The sequence below is a fragment of the Streptomyces sp. TP-A0356 genome, assembly GCF_001417775.1.
GTDB lineage: Bacteria > Actinomycetota > Actinomycetes > Streptomycetales > Streptomycetaceae > Streptomyces.
In genome coordinates this window covers 211,523-235,392 of sequence record NZ_BBZJ01000020.1, presented here as the reverse complement: position 1 = coordinate 235,392, position 23,870 = coordinate 211,523, and the positions used below count along the sequence as shown (strand labels likewise).

The following is a 23,870-nucleotide window of genomic DNA, read 5'->3' as shown; positions in this document are numbered from 1 at the left end:
TTCGGCGTCCTGCGGGTCAGTGCCCGGGACCGATGCTGCTGCCCACTCCCCCGTCCGTGGCCGCGTCGCCGACCGGCCGGATCCCCTTGGCGATCCTGTCCATGTCGGACAGCGGGGGCCCGCCCGGGCCCGCGTCGAAGGCGAAGCGGACGACGACGGGCGCCCCCGAGCCCACGCTGGAGGGGAAGACCAGCGACTGGACGTAGCCGCCGGGCCCCTTGGCGGTGGTGACACGCCAGCGCACGAAGTACCCGACGCGGCCGGCGACCGCGATCTGGCCGGACGTCAGCAACCGGTGGGACGTGATGCCGCCGAAGGGCCGGTTGCCGAGGGTGTCGCGGTCGTACTCCGCGTTCGCGGCGTCGGCGATGTCGCCCTTGGCGAGCGCTTCCGGCGAGGTGCCGAGGTCGGCCGTGGCGGTGCGCGAGATCACCCGGCCGTGGCGGCAGAAGCCGGGGTCGCCCGGGCAGTCGTAGGTGCCCGGAGTGGTCAGTACGACGTCGTCCTCGGCGACGTTCTCGGGCTTGGCCCAACCGCGCGGCACGGGGAAGGTGATGCCGTTGAGGTCGTCCAGGACGACGTTCGGGTCCCCGGCGGCGGTGGCGGACGTGGAGGGGGCGGCCGATCGCGACGCGCCCGTGGCCGCCGAACGCGCCGTGGTGGGCGAAGGCCTGGTCTGTGCCGCGCCGCCGTGGTGGCCGAGGAGGACCGCGCCCGTGACGATGGCCGCGACCAGGACGGCCCCGGCCACGGTGAGAGCGACCGCCTTGACGCGCCGGGAGCCCCGGCCGTCGGGCGGCTGCGCGGGCACCTGGGGCGGGACGGGCACCTCGGGCTGACGCCGGTGGTCGGTCCACGCGGTCCCGTCCCACCAGCGTTCGGTGAGCGGGTACGTCGGGTCGCGGTACCAGCCGGGCGGGGGCGCACTGCTCATCCAGGCACCATAAGCGCTCCTTCGGGGAGCGCGGTACGCGGACCGCGGAGGCGCCGCGTGGCCGTCGCGGCCACGCGGCGCAAGCCGCACGCCGTCTAGAGAGGCGTGACGTACGCCCCCGAGATGCCGCCGTCCACCAGGAAGTCGGTGGCGTTCACGAAGGAGGAGTCGTCGCTGGCGAGGAACGCCACCGCCGCGGCGATCTCCTCGGCCTCCGCGAACCTGCCGACCGGGATGTGCACCAGGCGGCGGGCGGCCCGCTCGGGGTCCTTCGCGAACAGCTCCTGCAGAAGCGGGGTGTTGACCGGGCCGGGGCACAGTGCGTTGACCCGGATGCCCTCCCGGGCGAACTGCACACCCAGTTCGCGGGACATGGCGAGCACACCGCCCTTGGAGGCCGTGTACGAGATCTGCGAGGTGGCCGCGCCCATGCGCGCCACGAACGACGCCGTGTTGATGATGGAGCCCTTGCCCTGGCGCCGCATATAGGGGATCGCGGCCTTGCAACACAGGTAGACCGAGGTCAGGTTGACCTCCTGCACCCGCTTCCAGGCCTCCAGGCCGGTCTCCAGGATGGAGTCGTCGTCGGGCGGCGAGATGCCCGCGTTGTTGAAGGCGATGTCGACGGAGCCGTAGGTGTCGTACGCGGCCTCGAAGAGCGCTTCGACCTGCGCGGCGTCGGTGACGTCCACGTTCACGTACAGCCCGCCGACCTCCTCGGCGGCCGCCTTGCCGCGGGTCTCGTCGACGTCGCCGCAGACGACATGGGCGCCCTCGGCGGCGAGCCGGCGCGCGGTGGCGAGGCCGATGCCGCTGCCGGCACCGGTGATGACGGCGGTACGGCCGACCAGACGGCGGCAGACGATGTCTTCGCTGGATGCGGTCACTGTGCGGGGCCCTCCGTGCTGATGAAGACGTTCTTGGTCTCGGTGAAGGCGGTCAGGGCGTCCGGGCCGAGTTCGCGGCCGATCCCCGACTGCTTGAAGCCGCCGAAGGGGGTCCAGTAGCGGACGCTGGAGTGGGAGTTGACGGACAGGTTGCCCGCGCGGACGGCCTGGGAGACGCGCAGCGCGCGGCCGACGTCGCGGGTCCAGATGGAGCCGGAGAGGCCGTAGGACGTGTCGTTGGCGAGGCGGATCGCCTCGGCCTCGTCCTCGAAGGGCAGGACGACGGCGACCGGCCCGAAGACCTCCTCGACGGCGACGCGGGCGTGCGGGTCGACATCGGTGAGGACGGTCGGCGGGAACCAGAAGCCGGGGCCCTCGGGGGCCTTGCCGCGGATGCCGGGGGCGTCCGCGGCGACGTACGAACGGACCCGTTCCAGCTGGGACTTGGAGATCAGCGGGCCCATCTGGGTGCTCTCGTCGGCTGGGTCGCCGACCAGGACCGACTCGACGGCGGGGGCGAGGAGGTCGAGGAAGCGCTCGTACACCGGACGCTGGACGAGGATGCGGGTGCGGGCGCAGCAGTCCTGGCCGGAGTTGTCGAGGAAGGACATGGGGGCGGCGGCCGCGGCGGCTTCGACGTCGGCGTCCGCGAAGACGATGTTCGGGCTCTTGCCGCCGAGTTCCAGGGTGACGCGCTTGAGGTGCGCGGAGCCCTTCGCGAGCACCTGTCTGCCCACGGCCGTCGAGCCGGTGAAGACGATCTTCGCGACGCCGGGGTGCTCGACGAGCGCGTTGCCGGCGACGGGCCCGAAGCCGGGCAGCGCCTGGAACAGCCCGTCCGGCAGCCCCGCCGCCAGCGCCAGCTCGGCCAGGCGCAGCGCCGTGAGCGGGGTCGTCTCGGCGGGCTTGAGGATCACCGCGTTGCCCGCCGCGAGCGCGGGGGCCGTGCCCCACGCGGCGATCGGCATCGGGAAGTTCCAGGGCGCGATGACGCCGACGACGCCGAGCGGTTCGAGGATCGTGACGTCCAGACCGCCCGGGACCGGGATCTGACGGCCGGTGAGCCGCTCCACTCCCCCGGCCGCGTAGTCGAGCAGGTCCCGGACGTTGCCCGCCTCCCAGCGGGCGTTGCCGATGAGATGTCCGGCCTCCCGCACCTCCAACCGCGCCAGCTCGTCTCGGTGTTCGTCGACGGTGACGGCGAACCGGCGCAGCAGGCGGGCGCGGTCGCCGGGCGCGAGGGCGGCCCACTGGCTCTGGGCCCGCGCGGCCCGTGCGACCGCCGCGTCCACGTCGGCCGTGGTGGCGGCCGGAACGGTGGCCACGACCTCTTCGGTCGCCGGATCGAGTACCTGCAGCTCATGCTGGTCGGACAAGGGAAGACCTCTCACATGCGTTCGAAGGAGCGGCGCAGCTCCCAGTCGGTCACCGCGGCGTCGAAGGCGGCCAGCTCGACGCGGGCCATGTTGCGGTAGTGCGCGACCACCTCGTCGCCGAAGGCGGCCTTGGCGATGGGGCTGGTCTCCCAGAGCTCGGCGGCCTCGCGCAGCGTGGTGGGCACGTGGGCGTACTCGGCGGTGTACGCGTTGCCCGGACAGGGCTCGGGAAGCTCCAGCTTCTGCTCGACGCCGTGGAGTCCGGCCGCCACCATCCCGGCGACCGCGAGGTGCGGGTTGACGTCGCCGCCGGGCAGCCGGTTCTCGAAGCGCAGTGAGCGGCCGTGGCCCACGACCCGCAGGGCGCAGGTGCGGTTGTCGTACCCCCAGGCGACCGCGGTCGGGGCGAAGGATCCGGGCTGGAAGCGCTTGTACGAGTTGATGTTGGGTGCGTACAGGAGCGAGAAGTCGCGGAGGGCGGCGAGCTGGCCGGCGAGGAAGTGCCGCATGAGCTCCGACATACCGCCGGGCTCGCCGGCCCCACCCGCCATGACGTTGCGTCCGTGCTCGTCCGCGAGCGAGAGATGGATGTGACAGGAGTTGCCCTCGCGCTCGTTGTACTTGGCCATGAAGGTGATCGAGACGCCCTCCTGGGCGGCGATCTCCTTGGCGCCGGTCTTGTAGACGGCGTGCTGGTCACAGGTGACCAGGGCCTCGTCGTAGCGGAACGCGATCTCGTGCTGGCCGGGGTTGCACTCGCCCTTGGCGGACTCGACGGTGAGGCCGGCGCCCGCCATCTCGTTGCGGATGCGGCGCAGGAGGGGCTCGATCCGTCCCGTGCCGAGCACGGAGTAGTCGATGTTGTACTGGTTGGCCGGGGTCAGGCCCCGGTAGTTCGCGTCCCAGGCCTGCTCGTAGGTGTCCTTGAAGACGATGAACTCCAGCTCGGTACCGACCTGGGCGGTCAGGCCGAGGGCGGCCAGGCGGTCGAGCTGGCGGCGGAGGATCTGGCGCGGCGCGGCGGCCACGGGCGAGCCGTCCTCCCAGGCGAGGTCGGCGATGACCATGGCCGTACCCTCGTTCCAGGGCACCCGGCGCAGTGTGCTCAGGTCCGGGTGCAGGGCGAAGTCGCCGTATCCGCGGTCCCAGGAGGACATCTCGTAGCCGTCGACCGTGTTCATCTCGGTGTCGACGGCGAGGAGGTAGTTGCAGCCCTCCGTGCCGTGCTCCAGCACCTCGTCGAGGAAGAATCGCGCGGCGAACCGCTTGCCCTGGAGGCGCCCTTGCATGTCGGGGAAGGCCAGGACGACAGTGTCGATCTCGCCGCCCGCGACGAGGGCGTGCAGCTCCTCGACACCGAGCGGGGGTGTGCGGTCTGCCACGGGAAGTCTCCTTCGGTCCGCCGAGAGTCATAAGGTATTTCCGAGAACCATTGCTTGGGAAGGGGGCGGGGCCAGATGTCGCAGGCGGAAATCGACGGCGACCCCGGCGGCCCGCGGGACCGGTTGACGCCGGTGCTGCGGCCGGTGCGGGCCGGCAACGGCTTCGAGGAGGCACTGGAGCAGATCCTCCAGGTCGTCCGCCTCGGGCTGGTGCCGGGCGGCGAACGGCTGCCCGCGGAGCGGGAGTTGGCGGAGCGGCTGGGGATCAGCCGGGTCACACTGCGCGAGGTGCTGAAGGTGCTCCAGGACCAGGGTCTGGTGGAGTCGCGGCGCGGTCGGTACGGCGGCACGTTCGTGCGGCCGCGCGTCGACGCGGGCGGCGAGGACGAGCTGCGGCGGCGCATCGAGAAGGTCGACATAGAGGACGTGCTGCGGTTCCGGGAGGTGCTGGAGGTGGGCTCGGCGGGCCTGTGCGCTGCGCACGGACTCACCGGGGAGCAGGCCGGGCGGCTGCGGGAGGCGCTGGCGCACACTCAGGACGCGCCACTGTCGGAGTACCGGCGGCTGGACACGCTCCTGCATCTCACGCTGGCGGAGCTGTGCGGGTCGCCGTCGCTGACGGCGCAGTACGCGGCCGTACGGGCGACGGTGAACGACCTGCTGGACTGCATCCCGCTGCTGGTGCGGAACCTGGAGCACTCACAGCGGCAGCACGAGGCGCTGGTGGAGGCGGTGCTCGACGGGGACTCGGACGGGGCGCGGGAGATGATGCGGGAGCACTGCGCGGGGACGGCGGCACTGCTGCGGGGATTCCTGGCGTGAGCATGCCCCACAAAGGTATGAAGAGGATCCATTGAAACCCGGGGAGGCGCGCGTGAGCGCACGACCGTTGATCGGTGTGAGTACGTATCTGGAGGCCGCGACGCGCTGGGGCGTCTGGGAGCTGGAGGCGGCGCTGTTGCCGGCGGGCTACCCCCGGCTGGTGCAGCGGGCCGGCGGGCTCGCCGCGATGCTGCCGCCGGATGATCCGGCGCATGCCGCGGCGACGGTGGCCCGGCTGGACGGCGTGGTGATCGCCGGCGGCCCGGACGTCGACCCGTCCCGCTACGGCGCGGAGCGCTCCCCGCGGACCGGCCCTCCGGCGCCCGAGCGGGATGCCTGGGAACTGGCCCTGATCGAGGCCGCGCTGGCGTCCGGCACGCCGCTGCTCGGCATCTGCCGCGGCATGCAGTTGCTGAACGTCGCCCTCGGCGGCACGCTCGTGCAGCACATCGACGGGCACGCGGAGGTCGTGGGGGTCTTCGGCCGCCACCCGGTCAAGCCGGTGCCCGGCACCCGGTACGCCGGGGCCGTCCCGGAGGAGACGTCCGTACCGACCTACCACCACCAGACCGTGGACCGCCTCGGCGAGGGCCTCGTCCCGTCGGCGTACGCGGCGGACGGCACGGTGGAGGCCATCGAACTCCCGTCCGCCGACTGGGTGCTGGGCGTCCAGTGGCATCCGGAGATGGGAGAGGACGTCCGGGTGATGAGGGCACTGGTCCGGGCCGCGACCACCGGCTAAGGGATCCTTGCACTATGAGCGCACGCGACCCGGGCGGGCATAGTGCAAGGATCCCTAAGCACCCTGGACCCACCGCACCGACGACGCCACGCACACGCGCGCCGCCGCCTGCCGGCCGCCGACCAGCCACGCCGTCTCCTCGCCTCCGCGAGGCCGGCTGCGCGTCCCCTCGCCCCCGCCGACCAGCCACGCCCCGCCCTTGCGACCGCTGACCACCCAGGCCGCACCCACGACCGCACGCACACGCCCCCGCCGCACCCACGACCGCACGCACACACCCCCGCCGCCCCGCCGCCCCCGTCTCCGCCGTCGCGCCGAGCCTCCGTCTCTGTGCGCCGGCCCCCTGACCCCCTACGCCCGTGTCAGCCCCAGCAGATCTCTTCCCGGTCCGGTCGGGCGGTGGCCCGTGCGCCATACCGCCCGTAGCGCTCGGTCCAGCGGTACGCCCTCGACCGGCACGCTCACCAGTCGGCGGGCCGCGAGCTCCTCTCTCACGGCAAGTTCGCTCAGGACCGCGGGGCCCGCGCCGCTCACCGCGGACGCCTTGACCGCCGTCGTCGAGGACAGTTCGAGCAGGGGACGGGCCAGGCCGCCCAGGGCCGCGTCCAGCACCTGACGCGTACCCGAGCCCTCCTCCCGGAGGATGAGCGGAGTCGACGCCAGTTCCCCCGCCGAGAGCGTGCCACGGCGCCGCGCCCAGGGATGCCCCGGTGCCGTCACCACGATCAGACGGTCATGGGCGACGACCGCGGCGTCCAGCCCCGCGGGCACGGACAGACCTTCCACGAAGCCCAGGTCCGCCTCGTCCGCGAGCAGGCGCTCCGCGACCGCCGCCGAGTTCCCGGCCAGCAGTGACACCGCCGTGTCCGGCCGCTGGGCGCGCAGGGCGATCAGCCAGCCGGGCAGCAGGTACTCCGCGATCGTCATGCTCGCGGCCACCCGCAGCCGTGAGTCGCGCCGGCCGCGCAGCGCCTGCGCCCCGGCGTCGAACGCCTCCGCCGCCTCCACGATCCGCCGCGCCCAGTCCGTGACCAGCGCCCCCGCGTCGGTCAGCCGCGAGCCCCGCGGTGAGCGGTCGACCAGCGCCACACCCAGCTGCCGCTCCATCGACCGGATACGGCTGCTGGCCGCGGGCTGGGTGATCCCCATCTCCCGCGCCGCCCGCCCCAGACTGCCCAGCCGGGCCACGGACAGCAGCAACTCCAGCGCACCGAGATCCGGCACCCGGTGCGCCAGCCCCGCCGGCGCAGGTATCCCGCCCTCACCCTCGCTCATAAGCACAGCTTATGCCCTCATAGAGACGACATCCCTGGTGAGGACGGCCTCCCGGCGGGACCGTGCTCTCATGGTCACCGCAGCCCAGCCCCTCCCGCTCGCCGCCCACCCACGACGCGCCCCCGCGGTCCGGCACCTCGGCCCGAACTGGTACGCCGCCGTCATGGGCACCGCGATCGTGGCGACGGCCGGCGCCGGTCTGCCCGGCGCGGCGCGCCTACCCGGGCTGCGGACCGGCTGCGCGGCGGTCTGGGCGCTCGCGGCGGCCGCGCTCATGGCCCTCCTCGCCGCTCGCGCCCTGCATTGGATCCACCACCGCGACCAGGCCCGCGCCCATCTTCTGGACCCCGCCCTGGCCCCCTTCCACGGCTGCCTCGCCATGGCCCTGCTGGCCGTGGGCGGCGGCGGCCTGGCCGTGGGAAGCGACTGGACCGGAACGGGCCCGGCCGTCGCCCTGGACGCCGTCCTCTTCACCGCCGGCACCGTCGTCGGTCTGTTCGCCGCCGTCGCCGTGCCGTATCTGATGATCGCCCGGCACCGCATCGAGCCCGGTGACGCCACCCCCGTCTGGCTGCTGCCCCTGGTCGCCCCCATGGTCTCGGCGGCCCAGGGCCCGCTGCTGGTCCCGCACCTGCCCGCCGGTCAGCCCCGGGAGACCCTGCTGCTCGCCTGCTCCGCGCTGTTCGGGGCCGGCCTGCTGGCCACGCTCGTGATGCTGCCGCTGATCCTCGCCCGGCTGATCAGCGCGGGCCCGCTGCCGCTCGCCCTGACCCCGACCCTGTTCCTGGTCCTGGGCCCGCTGGGCCAGTCCACCACCGCCGTCGGCGCCTCGGCGGACGTCGCACCGGGCGTGGTACCGGCCCCGTACGCCCAGGGCTTCGGTGTCCTCGCCGTGCTCTACGGCGTTCCGGTGCTGGGCTTCGCCCTGCTGTGGCTGGCGCTCGCCGCCGCGCTGGTGATGCGGGCCCGGCGGCGGGGCATGGGGTTCGCGATGACCTGGTGGGCGTTCACGTTCCCGGTCGGCACCTGTGTCACCGGCGCCGAGGCGCTGGCCCGGCGCACCGGGCTCGCGGCCCTCGACGGGCTCGCGGCCGGCCTGTACGTGCTGCTGGTCACCGCGTGGGCCGTCGCCGCCGTCCGTACGGTTCGGGGAGTCATCGGCGGTGAGTTGCTCGCAGCGCCTGGGCGAGGACGCGTGGCGCCTCGGTCAACGACGGTCCGTACCAGGTGAGATGGCGCCCGCCGACCAGTGCGCACGGCATGCCCGCGAAGGCCTCCGGGCCGTCCTCGGCCGTGAAGCGGTAGGGCTCGTCGGGCAGCACCACGAGGTCCAGGGCCGCGTCGCGCAGTTCCTCCAGCGGGATGCGCGGATAGCGGTCCGGGTGGGTCGCATACACGTTGTCCACGCCGAGCCGGGCCAGGACGTCCCCCGCGAAGGTGTCCCGGCCCAGCACCATCCAGGGCCGTCGCCAGACGGGGACGACGGCGGTCGTACGACGCTCCGGCATCGGCAGCCCCGACCAGGCGGCCCGGGCCTCGTCGAGCCAGCCCGGCCGGCCGGACGCCCCGCACGCGGCCACGACCCGCTCCAGTTCGCGAAAGGCCTGCGGCACGGTCCGCACCTCGGTGACCAGGACCTCCAGGCCCGCCTCGCGCAGGGCGGCGAGGTCCGGCCCGCGGTTCTCCTCCTCATTGGCGAGGACCAGGTCGGGGGCGAGCCCTGCGATCCGCTCGACCTCGGGGTTCTTGGTACCGCCGATCCGGACGACGTCGAGGTCCGCCGGATGGCTGCACCAGTCGGTCGCGCCGACCAGCACACCCGGCACGGACGCGGCGACGGCCTCGGTCAACGACGGCACGAGCGAGACGACGCGCATCACGTCCGCCGGGGCCGGATGGCGGTCAGCGGACCGCGGTTGCCAGTCATGTCGATCAGTATTCCCGGGCGGCACCCGAATGGCTGCCCCCGTCACGGTCAGCCGGGTGAGGCGCCGGCAGACGGCGAGGGGCCCAGGCCCACCGGGTCAACGCCTGCCGGAGGGGTCCTCGACCGCCTCGACGTGGTCCGCGACCGCGACCACGATCACCCGGGTGTCCGGCACGGTCGCCCGCCAGCGGTGGCGCACTCCCCCGCTCAGATAGAGCGTGTCGCCGCGCCCGAGCCGGTGCGCCCGGCCCTCCGCCTCGACCTCGACACCGCCCTCGACGACGTACATCAACTCGTCGTTGCGGTGCTGGAATTCACGTCCCTCGTCGTGATCCCCGATGAACTCCATCGCATGCAGTTGGTGGTGACCGCGCACCAGGGGCCGCACCCGCGCCTGCCCCGGGGGCACCGCTTCGTCGTCCGCGCGCAGGACGTCCACGCTGCACGCCGGGTCCGCCGCCGCGAGCAGATCCACGGCGGTGGTGCCGAGGGCGTCGGCGATCCGCTCCAGGGAGGGCCGGCTCGGGCGCGCCCGCTCGTTCTCGACCTGGCTCAGGAACGGGACCGACAGACCGCTGCGCTCGGCCACGACGGCGAGGGTGAGCTCCAGCGCCCGGCGCCGTCGCCGGACGGCCGCGCCCACCCGAAGGGGCTGTTCTTTGTGGTCGCCCATCGCTCCGGCTCCCTCCCTCGCTCGTCGGTCCGCTGCTGCCCGGCGGGCGCGCCGCCGCTGCCCGATGGTTCATCGGTGCACTGCTTCTGTTGAGTTGTCTGCACCCTACGCATGTTCGGCAAACCGTTTCATGCGCCCGTCACATCGGTGTCATATACAAGAGTGGTGAGGGTCACGGTTCGCGCCACCGGACGAGCCGCCCCGCCTCCCCGCGCACGCCACCCTAGGGTGTGAAGAAAGAGCTGACCAGGGGGCATGGGAGCGGCTGCCGGGCGCAGTCCCGAGCGGGCCACAGGCGCCGGGGCCCGAGGGGCGCGGAGGGCGGGTCGGGCGGTATGGCCCGGCACGGCGATCGGGTGGGGCGGTGCCGCCGAACAGCACACAGGGCTCGCGGCGCCGAAACGGTGTTCGGCGCCCCCGGCCGGCGGAGAGCGGGGATCGGCGTGGCCGCGCACCCGATCGGGTTGTCCGGATCCTTCTCGTGGAGCGTTCTCGTAACGCCAGGTCGCGGAGCGCGCCCCACCGGCGGACTACTGCGGCGTCATCCGCTCCAGCACGTCCGGGTGCCGCTTCGCCCACGCGGCCACGGCGGCCTCCTCATGACCCTGACCCAGGTTCTTGATCTCGCTCTCCAGGCTGCCCAGTTCGGCCTCGCTCATCCTGAAGCTCTTGATCCACTTCGTGAGTTGCGGGAACCGGTCCGGGAAGGTGCGGCTGGAGATGGTGCGGATCGTGTTGCCCTCGCCGAACAGCTTCCTGTCGTCCTTCAGCTTGGTGAGCGGGTACTCGCTGTAGGCCCAGTGCGGCGACCACAGGACGACGGCGACCGGCTCCTTCTTGGCACAGGCGCGCTTCAGCTCGGCCAGCATGGCCGGCGTGGAGCCGTCGACGACCTTGTACTCCTTGTCGAGGCCGTAGCCGGGCAGGACCTTGGTCTTGAGGAGGTTCATCTCACCGGTACCCGGCTCGATGCCGATGATCCTGCCGCCGAAGGTGCTCGCCCTGCCCTTGAGGTCCGCGAGCGACCTGACGTCCTTGACGTAGGAGGGCACGGCGATCTCCAGGGACGTCGGCCGGTACCAGGTGCCCAGGTCCCTGAGGTTGTCCTTGCTCCTGTCCCAGTAGTTCTGCTGCGCATACGGCAGCCACGCGTCGAAGTTGAGGTCGAGGTCGCCGCCCGCCAGGCCCGTGTAGACCGGGCCGACGTCCATCTGCTTCAGGTTCAGGCGGTAGCCGCGCCGCTCCAGGGCGTTCTTCCACAGATAGGTGACGGCCACGTCCTCGTCCCAGGGGAACCAGGCGACGTTCAGCGCGCGCCTGGCCTCGGCCGGGCTGCCGGCCGGCTTCCGGACCGGGGCGAGCTTGTCGACGAGGGCGGGGTGGTTCTTCAGCCAGTCGCGCACGGCGTCCTGCTGCCTGCCCTTCCCGGCCTTGTTGATCTCGGCCTCCAGGCTGGTGAGCTGCTTCTCGTCCAGCCGGAAGTCCTTGAGCCAGGAGCCGACCAGGGGGTTGTCCCGGGCGAAGCCCTTGCGGGCGAGGGTGTGCACCGCATCGCCCTTGCCCCAGGCGCCCTGCGGGTCCTTGAGCTTCTTCAGGTCGTAGTCGTCGTACGCCCAGTGCGGCGACCACAGCGTGACGACGATGGGCTGCTTCTGGGCGTAGGCGCGCTTCAGCTCGGCCAGCATCGCGGGCGTGGAGCTGTCGACGACCTTGTACTCCTTGTCGAGGCCGTACCGCTTGAGGACGGTGCTCTTGAGCAGGCTCATCTCACCGGCGCTGGACTCGATGCCGGTGATCTTCCCGCCGAACGCGGCTGCCTTCCCCTTGAGATCCGCCAGGGAGTCGACGCCCTTCATGTACGAGGGCACGCTCAGCTCCAGCGACGTCGGGCCGTACCAGGAGCCCAGGTCGTCGAGCCGGCTGCCGTATTTCTTCCAGTACTGCTCGTGCGTGGTGGGCAGCCAGGAGTCGGTCTCGAAGTCGATGTCACCCTGGGCGAGCGAGGTGTAGAGCGGTCCGGCGTCCAACTGCTTGACGTCAACGTGGAATCCGCGCCGCTCCAGGATCTCCTTCCAGAGGTAGGTGGAGGCGACCCCCTCGTCCCACGGAATGTAGCCGATGGTGACCTTCTTGCCCGCGCCGACGCTCTGGGCGTCGGCCGCGGTGGCGGCCTTGCCGGCACTGCCGAAGAGGCCCATGCCACCGGCGACCAGCGCGAGCACGACCACACCGATCACGGCCACGGCGGGCCGGGGACGGTACGACCAGATCTTCAGCCCCTGCGCGGCGCGCAGCCGGGCGGCGGTGCGCCGGCCCAGCGGGGAGACCTGGGTGCCCAGGGCGCTGGTCATGCGGTCGAGATAGATCGCGAGGATGACGATGGCGACGCCGGCCTCGGAGCCGAGTCCCACGTTGAGCTGGCCGATGGCCTCGTTCACGTCACCGCCGAGCCCGCCGGTGCCGACCATGCCCGCGATGGCCGCCATGGACAGACCCAGCATGATCACCTGGTTGACGCCTGCCATGACGGTGGGCAGGGCGAGCGGCAGCTGGACGCGCAGCAGGGTGTCACGCGGGGTGGTGCCGAAGGCCTCGGCCGCCTCGACCAGTTCCTTGTCGACCTGACGGATGCCCAGCTCGGTCATGCGGACGCCGGGCGCGAGGGCGAAGATCAGGGTGGCCACGATGCCCGCGGGGGCGCCGGTGCCGAAGAACAGGATCGCCGGGATCAGGTAGATCATCGCGGGCAGCGTCTGCATGAAGTCGAGCACCGGCCGGACGATTCCGCTGACCCGGGTGGAGCGGGCCGCCCAGATGCCCACGGGCACGGACACGACGAGCGCGATGATCGTCGCCACGAGGACGAGTGACAGGGTCACCATCGCGTCGTCCCACAGACCGAGGGAGTCGATGAAGGCGAATCCCACGAGGGTGAGGACACCGGCGGACGTGCCGCGCAGCCAGAACGCGATCACGGCGAAGATGCCCGCGAGGAGCAGCGGCTCGGGGGCCTGGAGGACGGCGCTGATGCCGTCGAAGGCGCCCTGGAAGACGGTCTTGCAGAAGTCGAACAGCCAGGCCATGTGGTGGAGCAGCCAGTCGACCGCGGAGTTGACCCAGTCGCCGAACGGGATCCTAGGCACCGGCGCTCACCTGCCCGGCCTTGTCCTTCGGGGAGGCGCAGGGCGTGGGCTCGTCCGCCCGGTCACCGAGGAACCCGAGGAGGCGCTGCCTGGGCACGACGCCCACGAGTGTGCGGTGCGCGTCGAGCACCGCGAGCGGGTGCGTGAGACCGGCGCTGATCGCGCACAGCTCCGCGAAGGGCGTGTCCGGCGTCGCGGTCGGGCAGTCGCAGTCGGCCTCGTCGCCACGGACGTCGGTGTCCATCACGGCGCCCGCGGTCAGCACACGGGAGCGGTCGACGTCCTGGGTGAAGGAGGCCACGTAGTCGTCGGCCGGCCGCATCAGGATGTCCTCGGCGGTGCCGGTCTGCACGATGCGGCCGTCGCGCATCACGGCGATGCGGTCGCCCAGGCGCATGGCCTCGTTGAGGTCGTGCGTGATGAAGACGATGGTCTTCCTCAGGGTCTTCTGCAGCTGCAGGAGCTGGTCCTGCATGTCCCGCCGGATCAGCGGGTCGAGTGCGCTGAACGACTCGTCCATCAGCAGCAGATCGGCGTCCGTGGCGAGTGCCCGGGCCAGGCCGACCCGCTGTTGCATACCGCCGGACAGCTCGTCGGGCCAGGACTTCTCCCAGCCGGCCAGGCCGCACAGGGCGAGCGCCTCGTCGGCGCGCCTGAGGCGCTCGGCGCGGGGCACGCCCTGCACTTCCAGACCGTAGGCGGCGTTCTCGCGGACGCTGCGGTGCGGGAAGAGCGCGAAGTGCTGGAAGACCATACTGATCTTCCGCGACCGGACCTCGCGCAGCTCACGGGGGCCGAGCGCGGTGAGGTCCTGGCCGTCGAAGCGCACATGCCCGGCGGTCGGCTCCAGCAGCCCGTTGAGCATGCGCAGCAGCGTGGACTTGCCGGATCCGGACAGGCCCATGACAACGAAGATCTCGCCCGGGTCCACGGTGAAGGAGGCGTCGATCACGGCGGCCGTGGTGCCGTCGCCGCGCAGTTCCTCACGGTCGGCGCCCCGCCGGAGCCGTTCCACCACCTCGTCCGGTCGTCTGCCGAACACCTTGTAGAGGTGCTCGGCCTCAAGCCTGGATGACACAGGTACCTCTCGTTCTCTAAGCCTCCGAGCCGCCGCAAACCGTTGAACTTGCAACCAGCATCGCTCCGAGGCGCGCCTGCCCCCGTTTGCCCAGGGCAAACGCAGGAGTTCCGCGCTTCACAAGTCGTTCACGGGTGCTACGCGAGGGGCGTCCGCCCGGCGCCGGCGGGTCGCTGTCGGTGCCGTGCGGCATGATGCGGAAGGTGACCCGACGCCTGATGCTCCTCGACACCGCCTCGCTCTACTTCCGCGCCTACTTCGGCGTCCCGGATTCGGTGAAGGCCCCGGACGGCACGCCCGTGAACGCCGTACGGGGGCTGCTCGAATTCATCGACCGCCTGGTCCGGGACCACCACCCGGACGACCTGGTCGCCTGCATGGACGCGGACTGGCGCCCGCACTGGCGCGTCCAGCTGATCCCCTCCTACAAGGCCCACCGTGTGGCCGAGGAGCACGAGGCGGGCCCGGACGAGGAGGCGGTACCGGACACGCTCTCCCCCCAGGTGCCGGTCATCGAGGACGTCCTGGACGCGCTGGGCATCGCGCGTGTGGGAGTGGCGGGGTACGAGGCCGACGACGTGATCGGCACGTTCACGGCGCGCGCGAAGGGCCCGGTCGACATCGTCACCGGCGACCGCGACCTGTACCAGCTGGTCGACGACGCGCGCGGGGTGCGGGTGCTGTATCCACTCAAGGGCGTCGGCTCGCTTCAGCTCACCGACGAGGCGTTCCTGCGCGAGAAGTACGGCGTCGACGGCCCGGGTTACGCGGATCTGGCCCTGCTGCGCGGTGACCCGAGCGACGGGCTGCCGGGGGTTTCGGGCATCGGCGAGAAGACGGCCGCGAAGCTGCTCGCCGAGTTCGGGGACCTGGCGGGGATCATGGCCGCGGTCGACGACCCCAGCGCGAAGCTCTCGCCGGCGCAGCGCAGGAGGCTCGACGAGGCACGGCCGTACGTGGCACTCGCGCCCAAGGTCGTACGGGTCGCCGACGACGTACCGCTGCCGGAGGTGGACACCACGCTGCCCCGCGCGCCGCGCGACCCGGCGGCTCTGGAGGACCTGGCGGCCCGCTGGGGACTGGGCGGATCCCTGCAGCGACTGCTCACCACCCTGCGGATGTGACATTCCGGTCAGGCGTGGTCATGAACTCTTCATGGGAGAGGTGTCAACGGGCAGGAGATGCTAACTTAGGTAAACCTAAGCAAGGGGAACTGGGGAGGCCGTCATGGCAGAGCGCCCGGAAGGCAGGGCTCGCAAGACCCACTCGGCGCAGGTCATCCGCACGGAGCGGCTGACTCCGCACATGCAGCGCGTGGTACTGGGCGGCGAGGGTCTGGCCGACTTCATGATGGGCACCTGCACCGACCACTATGTGAAACTGCTCTTCTCGCCCGAGGGCGTCACCTATCCCGAGCCCTTCGACATGCAGCGGATCCGTGAGGAGTTCCCGCGCGACCAGTGGCCGGTGACGCGGACGTACACCGTGCGTGCCTGGGATCCCGAACACCGCGAGCTGACACTGGACTTCGTGATCCACGGCGACGAGGGCCTGGCCGGACCGTGGGCGGTGCGCGTCCAGCCGGGCGAGACCGTGCGCTTCATGGGTCCTGGCGGCGCCTACGCCCCGGACGCGAGCGCCGACTGGCATCTGCTCGCCGGTGACGAGAGCGCGCTGCCCGCGATCGCCGCCGCGCTGGAGGCGTTGCCCGACGGCGCCCGGGCCCACGCCTTCGTGGAGGTCGCGGGGCCCGAGGAGGAGCAGAAGATCGACTCCGATGTCGAGGTGGTCTGGCTGCACCGCGGGGACCGGCCGATCGGCCAGGCACTGGTCGAGGCCGTGCGATCGCTCCCGTTCCCGGAGGGCCGGATGCACGCCTTCGTCCACGGCGAGGCCGGCTTCGTGAAGGAGCTGCGCCGGATGCTGCGCGTCGAACACCAGGTCCCGCGCGAGGACATCTCGATCTCCGGCTACTGGCGCCTCGGCCACAACGAGGACGGCTGGCAGGCGTCGAAGCGGGAATGGAACGCGCGCATCGAGGCCGAGCAGGAGGGCGCGAGCGCCGCCTAGGACCCCCTAGGACGCCGGGAGCGGCGGCACCGCCGAGGTGCCGCCGCTTCGCCGTGTGGAGGTCACACCGACCGCTGGTACGAGCGGAACGTCCGGATCGACAGCCACACCGCGACGACCGCCAGCGCCAGCAGCGCACCACCCCGGCCGGCCACCACGCCCCAGTCGGGATGCCCGGACATCGCCGAACGGCCCGCGGTCATCGCCCAGTTGAGCGGGTTGAAGTCGGCGATGTGCCGCATCCACGAGGGCATCTGGGACGGCGCCATGAAGGCCGAGGACAGGAACGTCAGCGGGAGCAGCAGGAAGGTGTTGATCCCGATGATCGACTCCCGCTCCCGCACCAGCATGCCCAGCGCGTTGGACAGCGCCCCGAAGACGGTGCCGAGCAGCACCGCGGCGATGATCAGGACCGCGACACCTCCGACCCCGCCGGGGTAGTCCGCGCCACCCAGCAGGCCGAGCAGCACGATGATCAGCGACTGCAGGGCCGTGATCAGGGCGTTGTTGACGACGTTGCCGTTCATCAGCGCCGCCCGGCTCACCGGGGTGGTCAGGAAGCGGTTGAGCGTGCCCCGTTGGATCTCGTCGAGCGTACTCATGCCCGCCCACATGTTGGAGCTGAGCGCGCTCATCACGACCACGCCCGGCACGAGGTAGTCCAGATAGGAGGTCGTCCCGAAGCCGCCCAGTTCGACGACCTTCTTGAAGAGGTTGCCGAAGAGGAACAGCCAGATCACCGGCTGGATCAGGGTGATGATCGCGTACGCGGGCTGCCGGGCGAAGACCACGAGCTGACGCTGGGTCATGTACCAGGTCTGGGAGACGGCACTGCTCATCGCACACCTCCGGCGAGGACGAGGCCGTCGACGCTCTCGGCTTCGACCTCGGAGTAACGACGGCCCGCGTAACGGAGGTAGACGTCGTCGAGCGAGGGACGGGCGACGGTCGCGGTGGCGACCGCGACCCCGGCGCGCTCCAGTGCTCCGAGCAACGCGGGCATGGCGGCCGCCCCGTCGTCGGCACGGACGCTGACGCGGCGCCCGTCGAACAGCACCTCGTGCACGCCCGGCAGCGAACCGAGGGCGCCCCGCAGCAGCGTGCGTCCGGCCTCGCCGACCGTCTCGCGCAGCTCCATATGGACGGCGTCGCCCCGCAGTTCGCCCTTCAGGGCGTCCGGTGTGCCCTCCACCACGACGCGGCCGCGGTCGACGATCGCGATGCGCTCGGCGAGCCGGTCGGCCTCTTCGAGGTGGTGCGTGGTGAGCAGGATGGTCAGGCCCTCGTCGCCGGCGAGGCGGGCGATCTCGTCCCACATCGCGGTGCGTGCCTCCGGGTCCAGCCCGGTGGTGGGCTCGTCGAGGAAGAGCACCTCGGGGCGGTGGACGAGACCGAGCGCCACGTCCAGGCGGCGCCGCATGCCGCCCGAGTAGCCCTTGACCTGGCGCCCGGCGGCGTCGGCGAGGTCGAAGCGCTCCAGCAGCTCGTCGACGCGGGCGTTGAGCGAGGATCCCCTCAACCCGTGGAGCCTGGCCTGGAGCTGGAGGTTCTCGCGGCCCGTAGCGACCGGGTCGGCGCCGGAGCTCTGGGCGACGACACCGATCGCGCGGCGCACCAGGTCGGGGTGCCGCAGCACGTCGTGGCCCGCGACGGCGGCGGTGCCGGAGTCCGGGCGGGCCAGGGTGGTGAGGATCTTGACGGTGGTGGACTTGCCGGCGCCGTTCGGCCCCAGCAGGCCGAAGACGGTGCCCTGTTCGACGGTGACGTCCATACCGCTGAGGGCGGTGACGTCTCCCGGATAGGTCTTGATCAGCTGACGCGCCTCGACCGCGGGCGCACGGGTGGTCATGACTACTGCTCTCCTGTGGACAGCGGACGACGGCCGGTCCGCGGTATGCGGACGGGACCGTCCTCCGGATGAGCGGATTGACGACTGATCCGCGTGAAGAGCGCCGGGCTATCCTGGGTGTGCCGTATCTCGATCGCCTGGATGTGCCTCACGGCGGATTCAGCTCGGGGTTCGAGACCCTGGCAGGGCTGCTGCAACAGCCCGGCCAGGGTCTGTTCACGTCTCGGTGTCGGGCGCCTCCCAGTCCTGGAACTCGGGGGGCATCTCCCCCGTGTCATGGAACCGCCGCCATCCGTCGACGCCGGGCAGGGAGCCCTTCTCGATCTCCTCCAGGAAGCCGCGCACCCACTGCGCCTGCGCCTCGACCATGTGCAGCTGGTACTCGGCCTCCACCAGGAAGAGCCGCGGGAGCGTCTCGTACAGCTTCTCCAGCGCCCCCCGCGCGCTCGCCGCCTGCACCTCCAGGTTCTTCAGCCGCTCCTCGAGCAGCCGCACGACCTCGTCGGGATGCAGCACCCCCATCAGCGAGAGAGCCGTTTCGAAGATCGGGAACTCCTTGACCGGGACGGCCATCAGGTCGGAGATCCACTCGGTCATCTCCTGGCGCCCGGCGTCGGTGAGCCCGTAGATCGTGCGCTCGGGACGGTTGCCCTGCCGCTCGACCTCGGTGACCTCCACGAAGCCGTGCTTCTCCAGGTTCTGCACGACGGTGTAGAGCGAACCGTAGTTGATCTTCGTGCTGATGTCCTTGCCCTGACGGCGCAGGGTCTGGGCGATCTCGTACGGATGCATCGGCTTCTGACAGAGGGTCGCCATCACGGCGAGCGCCAGGGGGTTGCCGAGCTTGCGGCGCTTCATCGCCACGACGATCACCTCGCTTCCGAATATCCGGTGCCGAACATATCGCGAGCTCCCGATGCCCGTCAATAGACACGATGTATCGCGTCTGCGACGGATCCACAAGGCCGTGAGGAGTTGGGCCCGCACCGGACACGGCCGTGTGACGCCGGCGAAACAGGGCCTCCCTACGTTCGGTCGCCCGACAGGCATTTCTGTCGCCCGACAGGAACTCTCGCGCCGCAGTGCGAAAGCAGGTTGCGCCATGACGAGCACCGCCCCCGCCGACATCCGCCCCGACCCGCCACGGCCCGAGGGGGCCGCCGACCTCGCGGAGTTCGGCTACCGCCAGGAACTGCACCGCAGCCTGGGCCGGTACGCGTCCTTCGCGGCCGGGTTCTCCTTCATCTCCGTGCTGACGACCGTCTTCCAGTTCTTCGCGTTCGGGTACGCCTTCGGAGGCCCGGTCTTCTTCTGGACCTGGCCCGTGGTGCTGGTGGGCCAGTTGCTGGTGGCCGCGTGCTTCGCGGAGCTGGCCGCGCGCTATCCGCTCTCGGGCGCCATCTACCAGTGGTCCTCGCGGCTGTCGAACGTCGCCTTCGGCTGGTTCGCCGGCTGGATCATGGTGATCGGGCAGATCGTGGTGGTCGCGGCGGCGGCGCTCGCCCTGCAGATGGTCATGCCGCCGCTCTGGTCGGGCTTCCAGCTGGTCGGCGGCGACCCGTCACCCACCTCCGCGACGGGTGCCGCGAACGCGGCGGTCCTCGGCGTGATCCTGCTGGTGCTCACCACGGTCGTGAACGTCCTCGACAACCGCGTGATGTCCGCGATCAACCGGGTGGGTGTCACCGCCGAGATCATCGGCGCCTGCCTGATCGCCGTGCTGCTGCTCACCCACTCCGAGCGCTCCCCCGGCATCACCTTCCACACCGGCTCCGGCACGGGCGGCCTGTTCGGCGCGCTGCTCGTGGGCTCGTTCACGGCGGCGTACGTGATGATCGGCTTCGACAGCGCCGGGGAGATGAGCGAGGAGACCCACAACCCGCGCCGCACCGCACCGCGCACGATCCTCACCGCCCTCGGCGCGGCGGGCCTGCTCGGCGGGCTGATCATCCTCGGCGGGATCCTGGCCGCGCCCAGCCTGACGGACGGCCACCTCGGCACCGACGGCCTGAGCTACGTCCTGACCAGCAGCCTCGGCGACGGTGTCGGCCGGGTGCTGCTCGCCGACGTGGTGGTGGCGATCGCGGTGGCGACCCTCGCGATCCAGACGGCGGCCTGCCGGATGCTGTTCTCCATGGCCCGCGACGGGCAACTGCCGTTCGCGCGGCGACTCGCCCGCGTCAACCCGCGCACAGGCATGCCGACCGCCCCGGCCCTGGTGGTGGGCGTCCTCGCCGCGGCCCTGCTGCTGCTCAACTTCGCGTCCCCGGACGCCTTCCTGGCCATCGGCACCACCTGCATCGTGATGCTGTACCTGGCGTACGCGATGGTGACGGGACCCCTGCTGGTACGGCGCCTGCGCGGCGAGTTCCCCGCCGGAGGCACGGACGAGACGGGCGCACCGCTCTTCTCCCTGGGCCGCTGGGGCGCCCCGGTCAACGCGCTCGCCCTCCTCTACGGCCTCCTCATGACCGTCAACCTGGCCTGGCCCCGCGCGGCGGTGTACGACCCGACGGGCGGGCACTGGTACTTCCAGTGGTTCACGCTGGAGTTCTTGCTGGTCACGGTACTTGGAGGCTGGCTGTACCGGGCTGCGAGGGCACAACGGGGGCACACTGCTCCGGAAGGGCTACCTTCGGGAGTCGCTGCAGAGTCAGCCTGATCGCCCCGGCCGTCACATCCGCGGCGGCGTCGGTCGCTGTGCCGAGTGCCGATTCGATGGCCGCCGCCGTGGTGTCCTCGGCGGTGGGCCAGGGGCCCGTGTACTTGTCCAGCGGTGCACGCCCACCACGGGAAACTCCCGCTTGTGCTCCTCGACCGCCGCCGGCGCGGACGGAGCCGAGGGGACTTCCCAGTAGCTCTCGGCGGTCTTCGATGGGCCGATGTACTGCGGGCCCTTGTCGGGCGTCAGCAACTGCCGGCTCGCCTCGACGACGGCCCGCTCGGCGTCGACGCCGTCCTGGGAGGCAGAAATACTCCCCCTGCCGTAGGCCGCTCGAGCGGCGAGCCGCACGAGCGCTTGGTAACGGGCCGGCGCAGCCTCGATGAGCGCCTTCACCGCATCCGGGTGCGGGATGACGAGCCTGCTGCGCCTGCTCCTGCCTTCGCCGGCCTCGGGATCTGAGTGGTGGCGAACGCAGCCTGCGAGGCCAACTCCGTGTTCCAGTGGTCGAGAGTCACCAGTCGGTGTAGCGTCGTGATCAGCAGTCGTGGTTCCGAAGTCCCGTTCGCCCGTGATCGCAGTCACGGGCGTTTTTGCTGTTCAACGCCTCTCCGGACCAGGGCGCTCACCTCCGGATCCCGCACGGTGCGCGGTCCGGCACAAGTCCCCTCGAAGGAGACAGGCACATGGCTACAGGCACTGTGAAGTGGTTCAACGCGGAAAAGGGCTTCGGCTTCATCGAGCAGGACGGCGGCGGCCCCGACGTCTTCGCCCACTACTCGAACATCGACGCCCAGGGCTTCCGGGAGTTGCAGGAAGGCCAGAAGGTGACATTCGACATCACGCAGGGCCAGAAGGGCCCCCAGGCGGAGCACATCCGGCCCGCCTGACAACGCACAAGAAGCCCCGGCCAGTGCATCCACCGGCCGGGTGTGCGTCGGCCATCGCCTCGCCCCCAGCCTTGTGCGGTCTGGGTGGCGGGGCGTTGTGCTGTGGCTACCCAGGCAGTGCCCGCCGAGACGGGCGGCCGCCGTAGGCGCGTGCGGCGTCGGCAAGCTCGCCGATCGCCTCGCCAAGCTCGCGATGCGCACTCGCCGGGAGGAACTTCCCGACTCGGGCACAAGGACCCGCCCCATCGCGGGGTGCCGTCAGGGGAGTGCGGTTCGCGTCATTCCGTCGCCGGCCACACTTCGGGCCCGCCCCCATGCCACTCGATCAGCGGCGACATGGCCACATCCAGCTCATCCACGCCCTCCAGGCCAGCCCGCTGCAGGTACACAGTCAGCTCATGGAGGGAGTAAGCGGTGCCGAGGACCTCGTCCCCCACAAGCACCTGTCGGCCGCCTTTCGGTAGCGGCGGCGAAACGATCACCTTGGGCTCGGCCATGCCCCCAGCGTCACCCGCCGCGCAACGGCCCGCATCCCGTGATCAGCCGGCCGGGTAGGAGTGCCTCACGCCACGAGCAGCGAGGCCCCGTCCTCGCAGCGCCCTGAGGTGGGGTTCGAGGTACCCGCTCGCCAGCCCGCCTCCGGCCGGTTCGTCAGTTCCGTCCGGCCGTTCGTCCCGGCAGGTCCAGCGCGACGGCGCGCCTCGACCTGCCAGGCCGAGGCAGTCGAGGAGGGCTGCGGCGACCGTCGTAGGGAGAACGGATCCGCACCAGCCGAGGGAGCACCGACGATGGCCGACACCGGAACGCTCGACCGCAAGACATGGCAGACCGCCCTCGACCAGATCACCGAAGAGCACGAGGGGGAGCTCGTCACCATCGAAATACTGGACCCGGAGATCGGGCACCAGCACGAAGCCGAGAGACTGCCCTTCGCCTACGAGGCCTACGACCCGAAGGACGACGTGGTGATCGTCGCCGTCGGCGGGCAGTCCTCGCGCTACCCGGTCGTCCTACGGCACATGGTGCAGAACCCCAAGGAGATCGATGTCGCCCCGCAGGGCGTCCCCGAGCCGGCGATTCGGATCGTCGACAAGGACGGCACCGCCACCCTGATCACGTTCTACCCGGAGGAGTCCGGCACGGGATCCTGACTCCCGGGCCCCGCCTCCCGCCCGCGGCCGTCACGGCACCTCGTACGCTTGGCCGTGATGCGACGCAAGACCCGGATCCCGCCCCCTCCCCTCCCCCAGCGCGACGGGGTGGATCCGGTGCGGGTGCGGTTGCCGTTCGGGCAGGAGTGGGCCACCGTGCGGGACCACCTCGTGGCGCGGCTCGCGGCCGGGGACGGGGTGATCGACGGGATGCTGGAGGCGGGGCTGATCGTCGGGGCGGACGGGCGGCCCCTCGCGCGCGACACGGCGTACGTACCCGGCATGTACGTGTGGTTCCACCGTGCACTGCCCGACGAGGTCCGTGTGCCGTACCCGGTGGAGGTGGTGTATCGCGACGAGCACATCGTCGTCGCCGACAAGCCGCACTTCCTCGCCACCACCCCGCGCGGCAGGCATGTCGCCGAGACCGCCCTCGCCCGGCTGCGGCGCGACCTGGACATCCCGACGCTGACCGCCGCCCACCGGCTGGACCGGCTCACCGCCGGGCTGGTGCTGTTCACCGTGCGGCCCGAGGAACGCGGCACCTATCAGTCGCTGTTCCGCGACCGACGGGTCACCAAGGAGTACGAGGCCGTCGCCCCGTACAACCCCGAGGTGCCCCTGCCGACCACCGTGCACAGCCGGATCGTGAAGGAGCGCGGGGTCATGACGGCCCGTGAGGTGCCGGGCGAGCCCAACGCGGTCAGCCGGATAGAGCTGCTGGAGCACCGCGCCGGGCGCGGCCGCTACCGGCTGCTCCCGCGCACCGGGCAGACCCATCAACTGCGCGTGCACATGGACAAGTTGGGGCTGCCCATCCTCGGCGATCCACTCTATCCGGTGGTGACAGGCCCCGTTCCGGCCGGTGACTTCCGGCGCCCGCTCCAACTGCTGGCACGGATGCTGGAGTTCACCGATCCGGTCACGGGACGCGCGCACCGTTTCGTCAGCGGGCGGCTGCTCCAGGCGTGGTCGGCGTACGACGCGTGGGCCGGTTAGGGGTCTCAGC

General features: G+C 71.5%; 22 protein-coding genes. 9 read left to right on the top strand and 13 right to left on the bottom strand.

Annotation, left to right across the window (positions count from 1 at the left end; translation table 11 throughout):
- Positions 1–16: 16 nt before the first annotated feature.
- From ASC56_RS19640 to ASC56_RS19625, 4 genes are all read right to left on the bottom strand, one after another.
- Positions 17–934 carry a DUF2510 domain-containing protein gene (locus ASC56_RS19640; protein WP_055492772.1) on the bottom strand — a complete coding sequence of 306 codons (918 nt, stop codon included), beginning with the start codon at positions 932–934 and terminating at the stop codon, positions 17–19.
- Between the two features lie 95 nt (positions 935–1,029).
- Positions 1,030–1,821 carry a 3-oxoacyl-ACP reductase gene (locus ASC56_RS19635; protein WP_055492771.1) on the bottom strand — a complete coding sequence of 264 codons (792 nt, stop codon included), beginning with the start codon at positions 1,819–1,821 and terminating at the stop codon, positions 1,030–1,032.
- A complete protein-coding gene (locus ASC56_RS19630) occupies positions 1,818–3,197 on the bottom strand; it encodes an aldehyde dehydrogenase (RefSeq protein WP_055492770.1) in 1,380 nt (459 codons plus the stop codon). Before ASC56_RS19630 ends, ASC56_RS19635 begins: the two co-directional genes overlap by 4 nt.
- Positions 3,198–3,208: 11 nt before the next feature.
- Complete coding sequence (locus ASC56_RS19625; protein ID WP_055492769.1) at positions 3,209–4,579, bottom strand: glutamine synthetase family protein; 1,371 nt, start codon at positions 4,577–4,579, stop codon at positions 3,209–3,211.
- 75 nt (positions 4,580–4,654) lie between these two features.
- Here ASC56_RS19625 and ASC56_RS19620 point away from each other — a divergent pair, with 75 nt between their 5' ends.
- Together ASC56_RS19620 and ASC56_RS19615 are read left to right on the top strand one after the other, a co-directional pair.
- Positions 4,655–5,401, top strand: a complete 747-nt coding sequence (locus ASC56_RS19620; protein ID WP_055492768.1) for a FadR/GntR family transcriptional regulator — start codon at positions 4,655–4,657, stop codon at positions 5,399–5,401.
- 52 nt (positions 5,402–5,453) lie between these two features.
- Complete coding sequence (locus ASC56_RS19615; RefSeq protein ID WP_055492767.1) at positions 5,454–6,143, top strand: gamma-glutamyl-gamma-aminobutyrate hydrolase family protein; 690 nt, start codon at positions 5,454–5,456, stop codon at positions 6,141–6,143.
- A gap of 351 nt (positions 6,144–6,494) precedes the next feature.
- Here the strand turns inward: ASC56_RS19615 and ASC56_RS19610 are convergent, their stop codons facing one another.
- Positions 6,495–7,418: a LysR family transcriptional regulator gene (locus ASC56_RS19610; protein ID WP_055492766.1), complete on the bottom strand. Its 924-nt coding sequence runs from the start codon at positions 7,416–7,418 to the stop codon at positions 6,495–6,497.
- Between the two features lie 70 nt (positions 7,419–7,488).
- Between ASC56_RS19610 and ASC56_RS19605 the strand changes: the two genes are divergently transcribed.
- Positions 7,489–8,649, top strand: coding sequence for a TDT family transporter (locus ASC56_RS19605; protein WP_055492765.1), 1,161 nt, complete (start codon positions 7,489–7,491; stop codon positions 8,647–8,649).
- Here ASC56_RS19605 and ASC56_RS19600 read toward each other — a convergent pair.
- The 4 genes from ASC56_RS19600 to ASC56_RS19585 form a co-directional block, all read right to left on the bottom strand.
- Positions 8,573–9,295 (bottom strand): helical backbone metal receptor, encoded by a 723-nt coding sequence (locus ASC56_RS19600; RefSeq protein WP_055492764.1) that lies wholly within the window; start codon positions 9,293–9,295, stop codon positions 8,573–8,575. The genes ASC56_RS19605 and ASC56_RS19600 overlap by 77 nt on opposite strands.
- 147 nt (positions 9,296–9,442) lie before the next feature.
- Positions 9,443–10,018 carry a helix-turn-helix domain-containing protein gene (locus ASC56_RS19595; RefSeq protein WP_055492763.1) on the bottom strand — a complete coding sequence of 192 codons (576 nt, stop codon included), beginning with the start codon at positions 10,016–10,018 and terminating at the stop codon, positions 9,443–9,445.
- A gap of 530 nt (positions 10,019–10,548) precedes the next feature.
- A complete protein-coding gene (locus ASC56_RS19590) occupies positions 10,549–13,161 on the bottom strand; it encodes an ABC transporter permease/substrate binding protein (RefSeq protein ID WP_055492762.1) in 2,613 nt (870 codons plus the stop codon).
- The gene (locus ASC56_RS19585) at positions 13,154–14,239 is read right to left on the bottom strand and encodes a glycine betaine/L-proline ABC transporter ATP-binding protein (protein WP_055492761.1); all 1,086 of its coding nucleotides are present in this window, start codon (positions 14,237–14,239) and stop codon (positions 13,154–13,156) included. The genes ASC56_RS19590 and ASC56_RS19585 overlap by 8 nt, the downstream gene beginning before the upstream one ends.
- Before the next feature lie 194 nt (positions 14,240–14,433).
- Here ASC56_RS19585 and ASC56_RS19580 point away from each other — a divergent pair, with 194 nt between their 5' ends.
- Entirely contained in the window at positions 14,434–15,363 is a 930-nt protein-coding gene (locus ASC56_RS19580; RefSeq protein ID WP_234377005.1) for a 5'-3' exonuclease, read from the top strand.
- Between the two features lie 103 nt (positions 15,364–15,466).
- The gene (locus tag ASC56_RS19575) at positions 15,467–16,309 is read left to right on the top strand and encodes a siderophore-interacting protein (RefSeq protein ID WP_055492760.1); all 843 of its coding nucleotides are present in this window, start codon (positions 15,467–15,469) and stop codon (positions 16,307–16,309) included.
- Between the two features lie 62 nt (positions 16,310–16,371).
- Here the strand turns inward: ASC56_RS19575 and ASC56_RS19570 are convergent, their stop codons facing one another.
- The 3 genes from ASC56_RS19570 to ASC56_RS19560 form a co-directional block, all read right to left on the bottom strand.
- Positions 16,372–17,148, bottom strand: a complete 777-nt coding sequence (locus ASC56_RS19570) for an ABC transporter permease (protein WP_055492759.1) — start codon at positions 17,146–17,148, stop codon at positions 16,372–16,374.
- Positions 17,145–18,158, bottom strand: a complete 1,014-nt coding sequence (locus ASC56_RS19565; RefSeq protein WP_055492758.1) for an ATP-binding cassette domain-containing protein — start codon at positions 18,156–18,158, stop codon at positions 17,145–17,147. The genes ASC56_RS19570 and ASC56_RS19565 overlap by 4 nt, the downstream gene beginning before the upstream one ends.
- A gap of 216 nt (positions 18,159–18,374) precedes the next feature.
- Positions 18,375–19,016, bottom strand: coding sequence for a PadR family transcriptional regulator (locus tag ASC56_RS19560; RefSeq protein ID WP_055492997.1), 642 nt, complete (start codon positions 19,014–19,016; stop codon positions 18,375–18,377).
- 244 nt (positions 19,017–19,260) lie between these two features.
- Here ASC56_RS19560 and ASC56_RS19555 point away from each other — a divergent pair, with 244 nt between their 5' ends.
- Both ASC56_RS19555 and ASC56_RS19550 read left to right on the top strand, forming a co-directional pair.
- Positions 19,261–20,820, top strand: coding sequence for an amino acid permease (locus ASC56_RS19555; protein WP_055492757.1), 1,560 nt, complete (start codon positions 19,261–19,263; stop codon positions 20,818–20,820).
- 686 nt (positions 20,821–21,506) lie between these two features.
- Positions 21,507–21,710: a cold-shock protein gene (locus tag ASC56_RS19550; protein ID WP_055492756.1), complete on the top strand. Its 204-nt coding sequence runs from the start codon at positions 21,507–21,509 to the stop codon at positions 21,708–21,710.
- 278 nt (positions 21,711–21,988) lie between these two features.
- Here ASC56_RS19550 and ASC56_RS19545 read toward each other — a convergent pair whose 3' ends face one another.
- Positions 21,989–22,207: a hypothetical protein gene (locus tag ASC56_RS19545; protein WP_055492755.1), complete on the bottom strand. Its 219-nt coding sequence runs from the start codon at positions 22,205–22,207 to the stop codon at positions 21,989–21,991.
- A gap of 291 nt (positions 22,208–22,498) precedes the next feature.
- Here ASC56_RS19545 and ASC56_RS19540 point away from each other — a divergent pair, with 291 nt between their 5' ends.
- Together ASC56_RS19540 and ASC56_RS19535 are read left to right on the top strand one after the other, a co-directional pair.
- Complete coding sequence (locus tag ASC56_RS19540) at positions 22,499–22,861, top strand: DUF5335 family protein (protein WP_055492754.1); 363 nt, start codon at positions 22,499–22,501, stop codon at positions 22,859–22,861.
- 57 nt (positions 22,862–22,918) lie between these two features.
- Positions 22,919–23,860, top strand: a complete 942-nt coding sequence (locus ASC56_RS19535; RefSeq protein ID WP_055492753.1) for an RluA family pseudouridine synthase — start codon at positions 22,919–22,921, stop codon at positions 23,858–23,860.
- Positions 23,861–23,870 lie beyond the last annotated feature (10 nt).

What these genes read in the sequence shown, in the direction of transcription:
- ASC56_RS19640 (WP_055492772.1), bottom strand. Translation starts at nt 934, where the DNA reads ATGAGCAGTGCGCCCCCGCCCGGCTGGTACCGCGACCCGACGTACCCG.
- ASC56_RS19620 (WP_055492768.1), top strand. Translation starts at nt 4,655, where the DNA reads ATGTCGCAGGCGGAAATCGACGGCGACCCCGGCGGCCCGCGGGACCGG.
- ASC56_RS19610 (WP_055492766.1), bottom strand. Translation starts at nt 7,418, where the DNA reads ATGAGCGAGGGTGAGGGCGGGATACCTGCGCCGGCGGGGCTGGCGCAC.
- ASC56_RS19605 (WP_055492765.1), top strand. Translation starts at nt 7,489, where the DNA reads ATGGTCACCGCAGCCCAGCCCCTCCCGCTCGCCGCCCACCCACGACGC.
- ASC56_RS19600 (WP_055492764.1), bottom strand. Translation starts at nt 9,295, where the DNA reads ATGCGCGTCGTCTCGCTCGTGCCGTCGTTGACCGAGGCCGTCGCCGCG.
- ASC56_RS19595 (WP_055492763.1), bottom strand. Translation starts at nt 10,018, where the DNA reads ATGGGCGACCACAAAGAACAGCCCCTTCGGGTGGGCGCGGCCGTCCGG.
- ASC56_RS19580 (WP_234377005.1), top strand. Translation starts at nt 14,434, where the DNA reads ATGCGGAAGGTGACCCGACGCCTGATGCTCCTCGACACCGCCTCGCTC.
- ASC56_RS19575 (WP_055492760.1), top strand. Translation starts at nt 15,467, where the DNA reads ATGGCAGAGCGCCCGGAAGGCAGGGCTCGCAAGACCCACTCGGCGCAG.
- ASC56_RS19570 (WP_055492759.1), bottom strand. Translation starts at nt 17,148, where the DNA reads ATGAGCAGTGCCGTCTCCCAGACCTGGTACATGACCCAGCGTCAGCTC.
- ASC56_RS19565 (WP_055492758.1), bottom strand. Translation starts at nt 18,158, where the DNA reads ATGACCACCCGTGCGCCCGCGGTCGAGGCGCGTCAGCTGATCAAGACC.
- ASC56_RS19560 (WP_055492997.1), bottom strand. Translation starts at nt 19,016, where the DNA reads ATGAAGCGCCGCAAGCTCGGCAACCCCCTGGCGCTCGCCGTGATGGCG.
- ASC56_RS19555 (WP_055492757.1), top strand. Translation starts at nt 19,261, where the DNA reads ATGACGAGCACCGCCCCCGCCGACATCCGCCCCGACCCGCCACGGCCC.
- ASC56_RS19550 (WP_055492756.1), top strand. Translation starts at nt 21,507, where the DNA reads ATGGCTACAGGCACTGTGAAGTGGTTCAACGCGGAAAAGGGCTTCGGC.
- ASC56_RS19545 (WP_055492755.1), bottom strand. Translation starts at nt 22,207, where the DNA reads ATGGCCGAGCCCAAGGTGATCGTTTCGCCGCCGCTACCGAAAGGCGGC.
- ASC56_RS19540 (WP_055492754.1), top strand. Translation starts at nt 22,499, where the DNA reads ATGGCCGACACCGGAACGCTCGACCGCAAGACATGGCAGACCGCCCTC.
- ASC56_RS19535 (WP_055492753.1), top strand. Translation starts at nt 22,919, where the DNA reads ATGCGACGCAAGACCCGGATCCCGCCCCCTCCCCTCCCCCAGCGCGAC.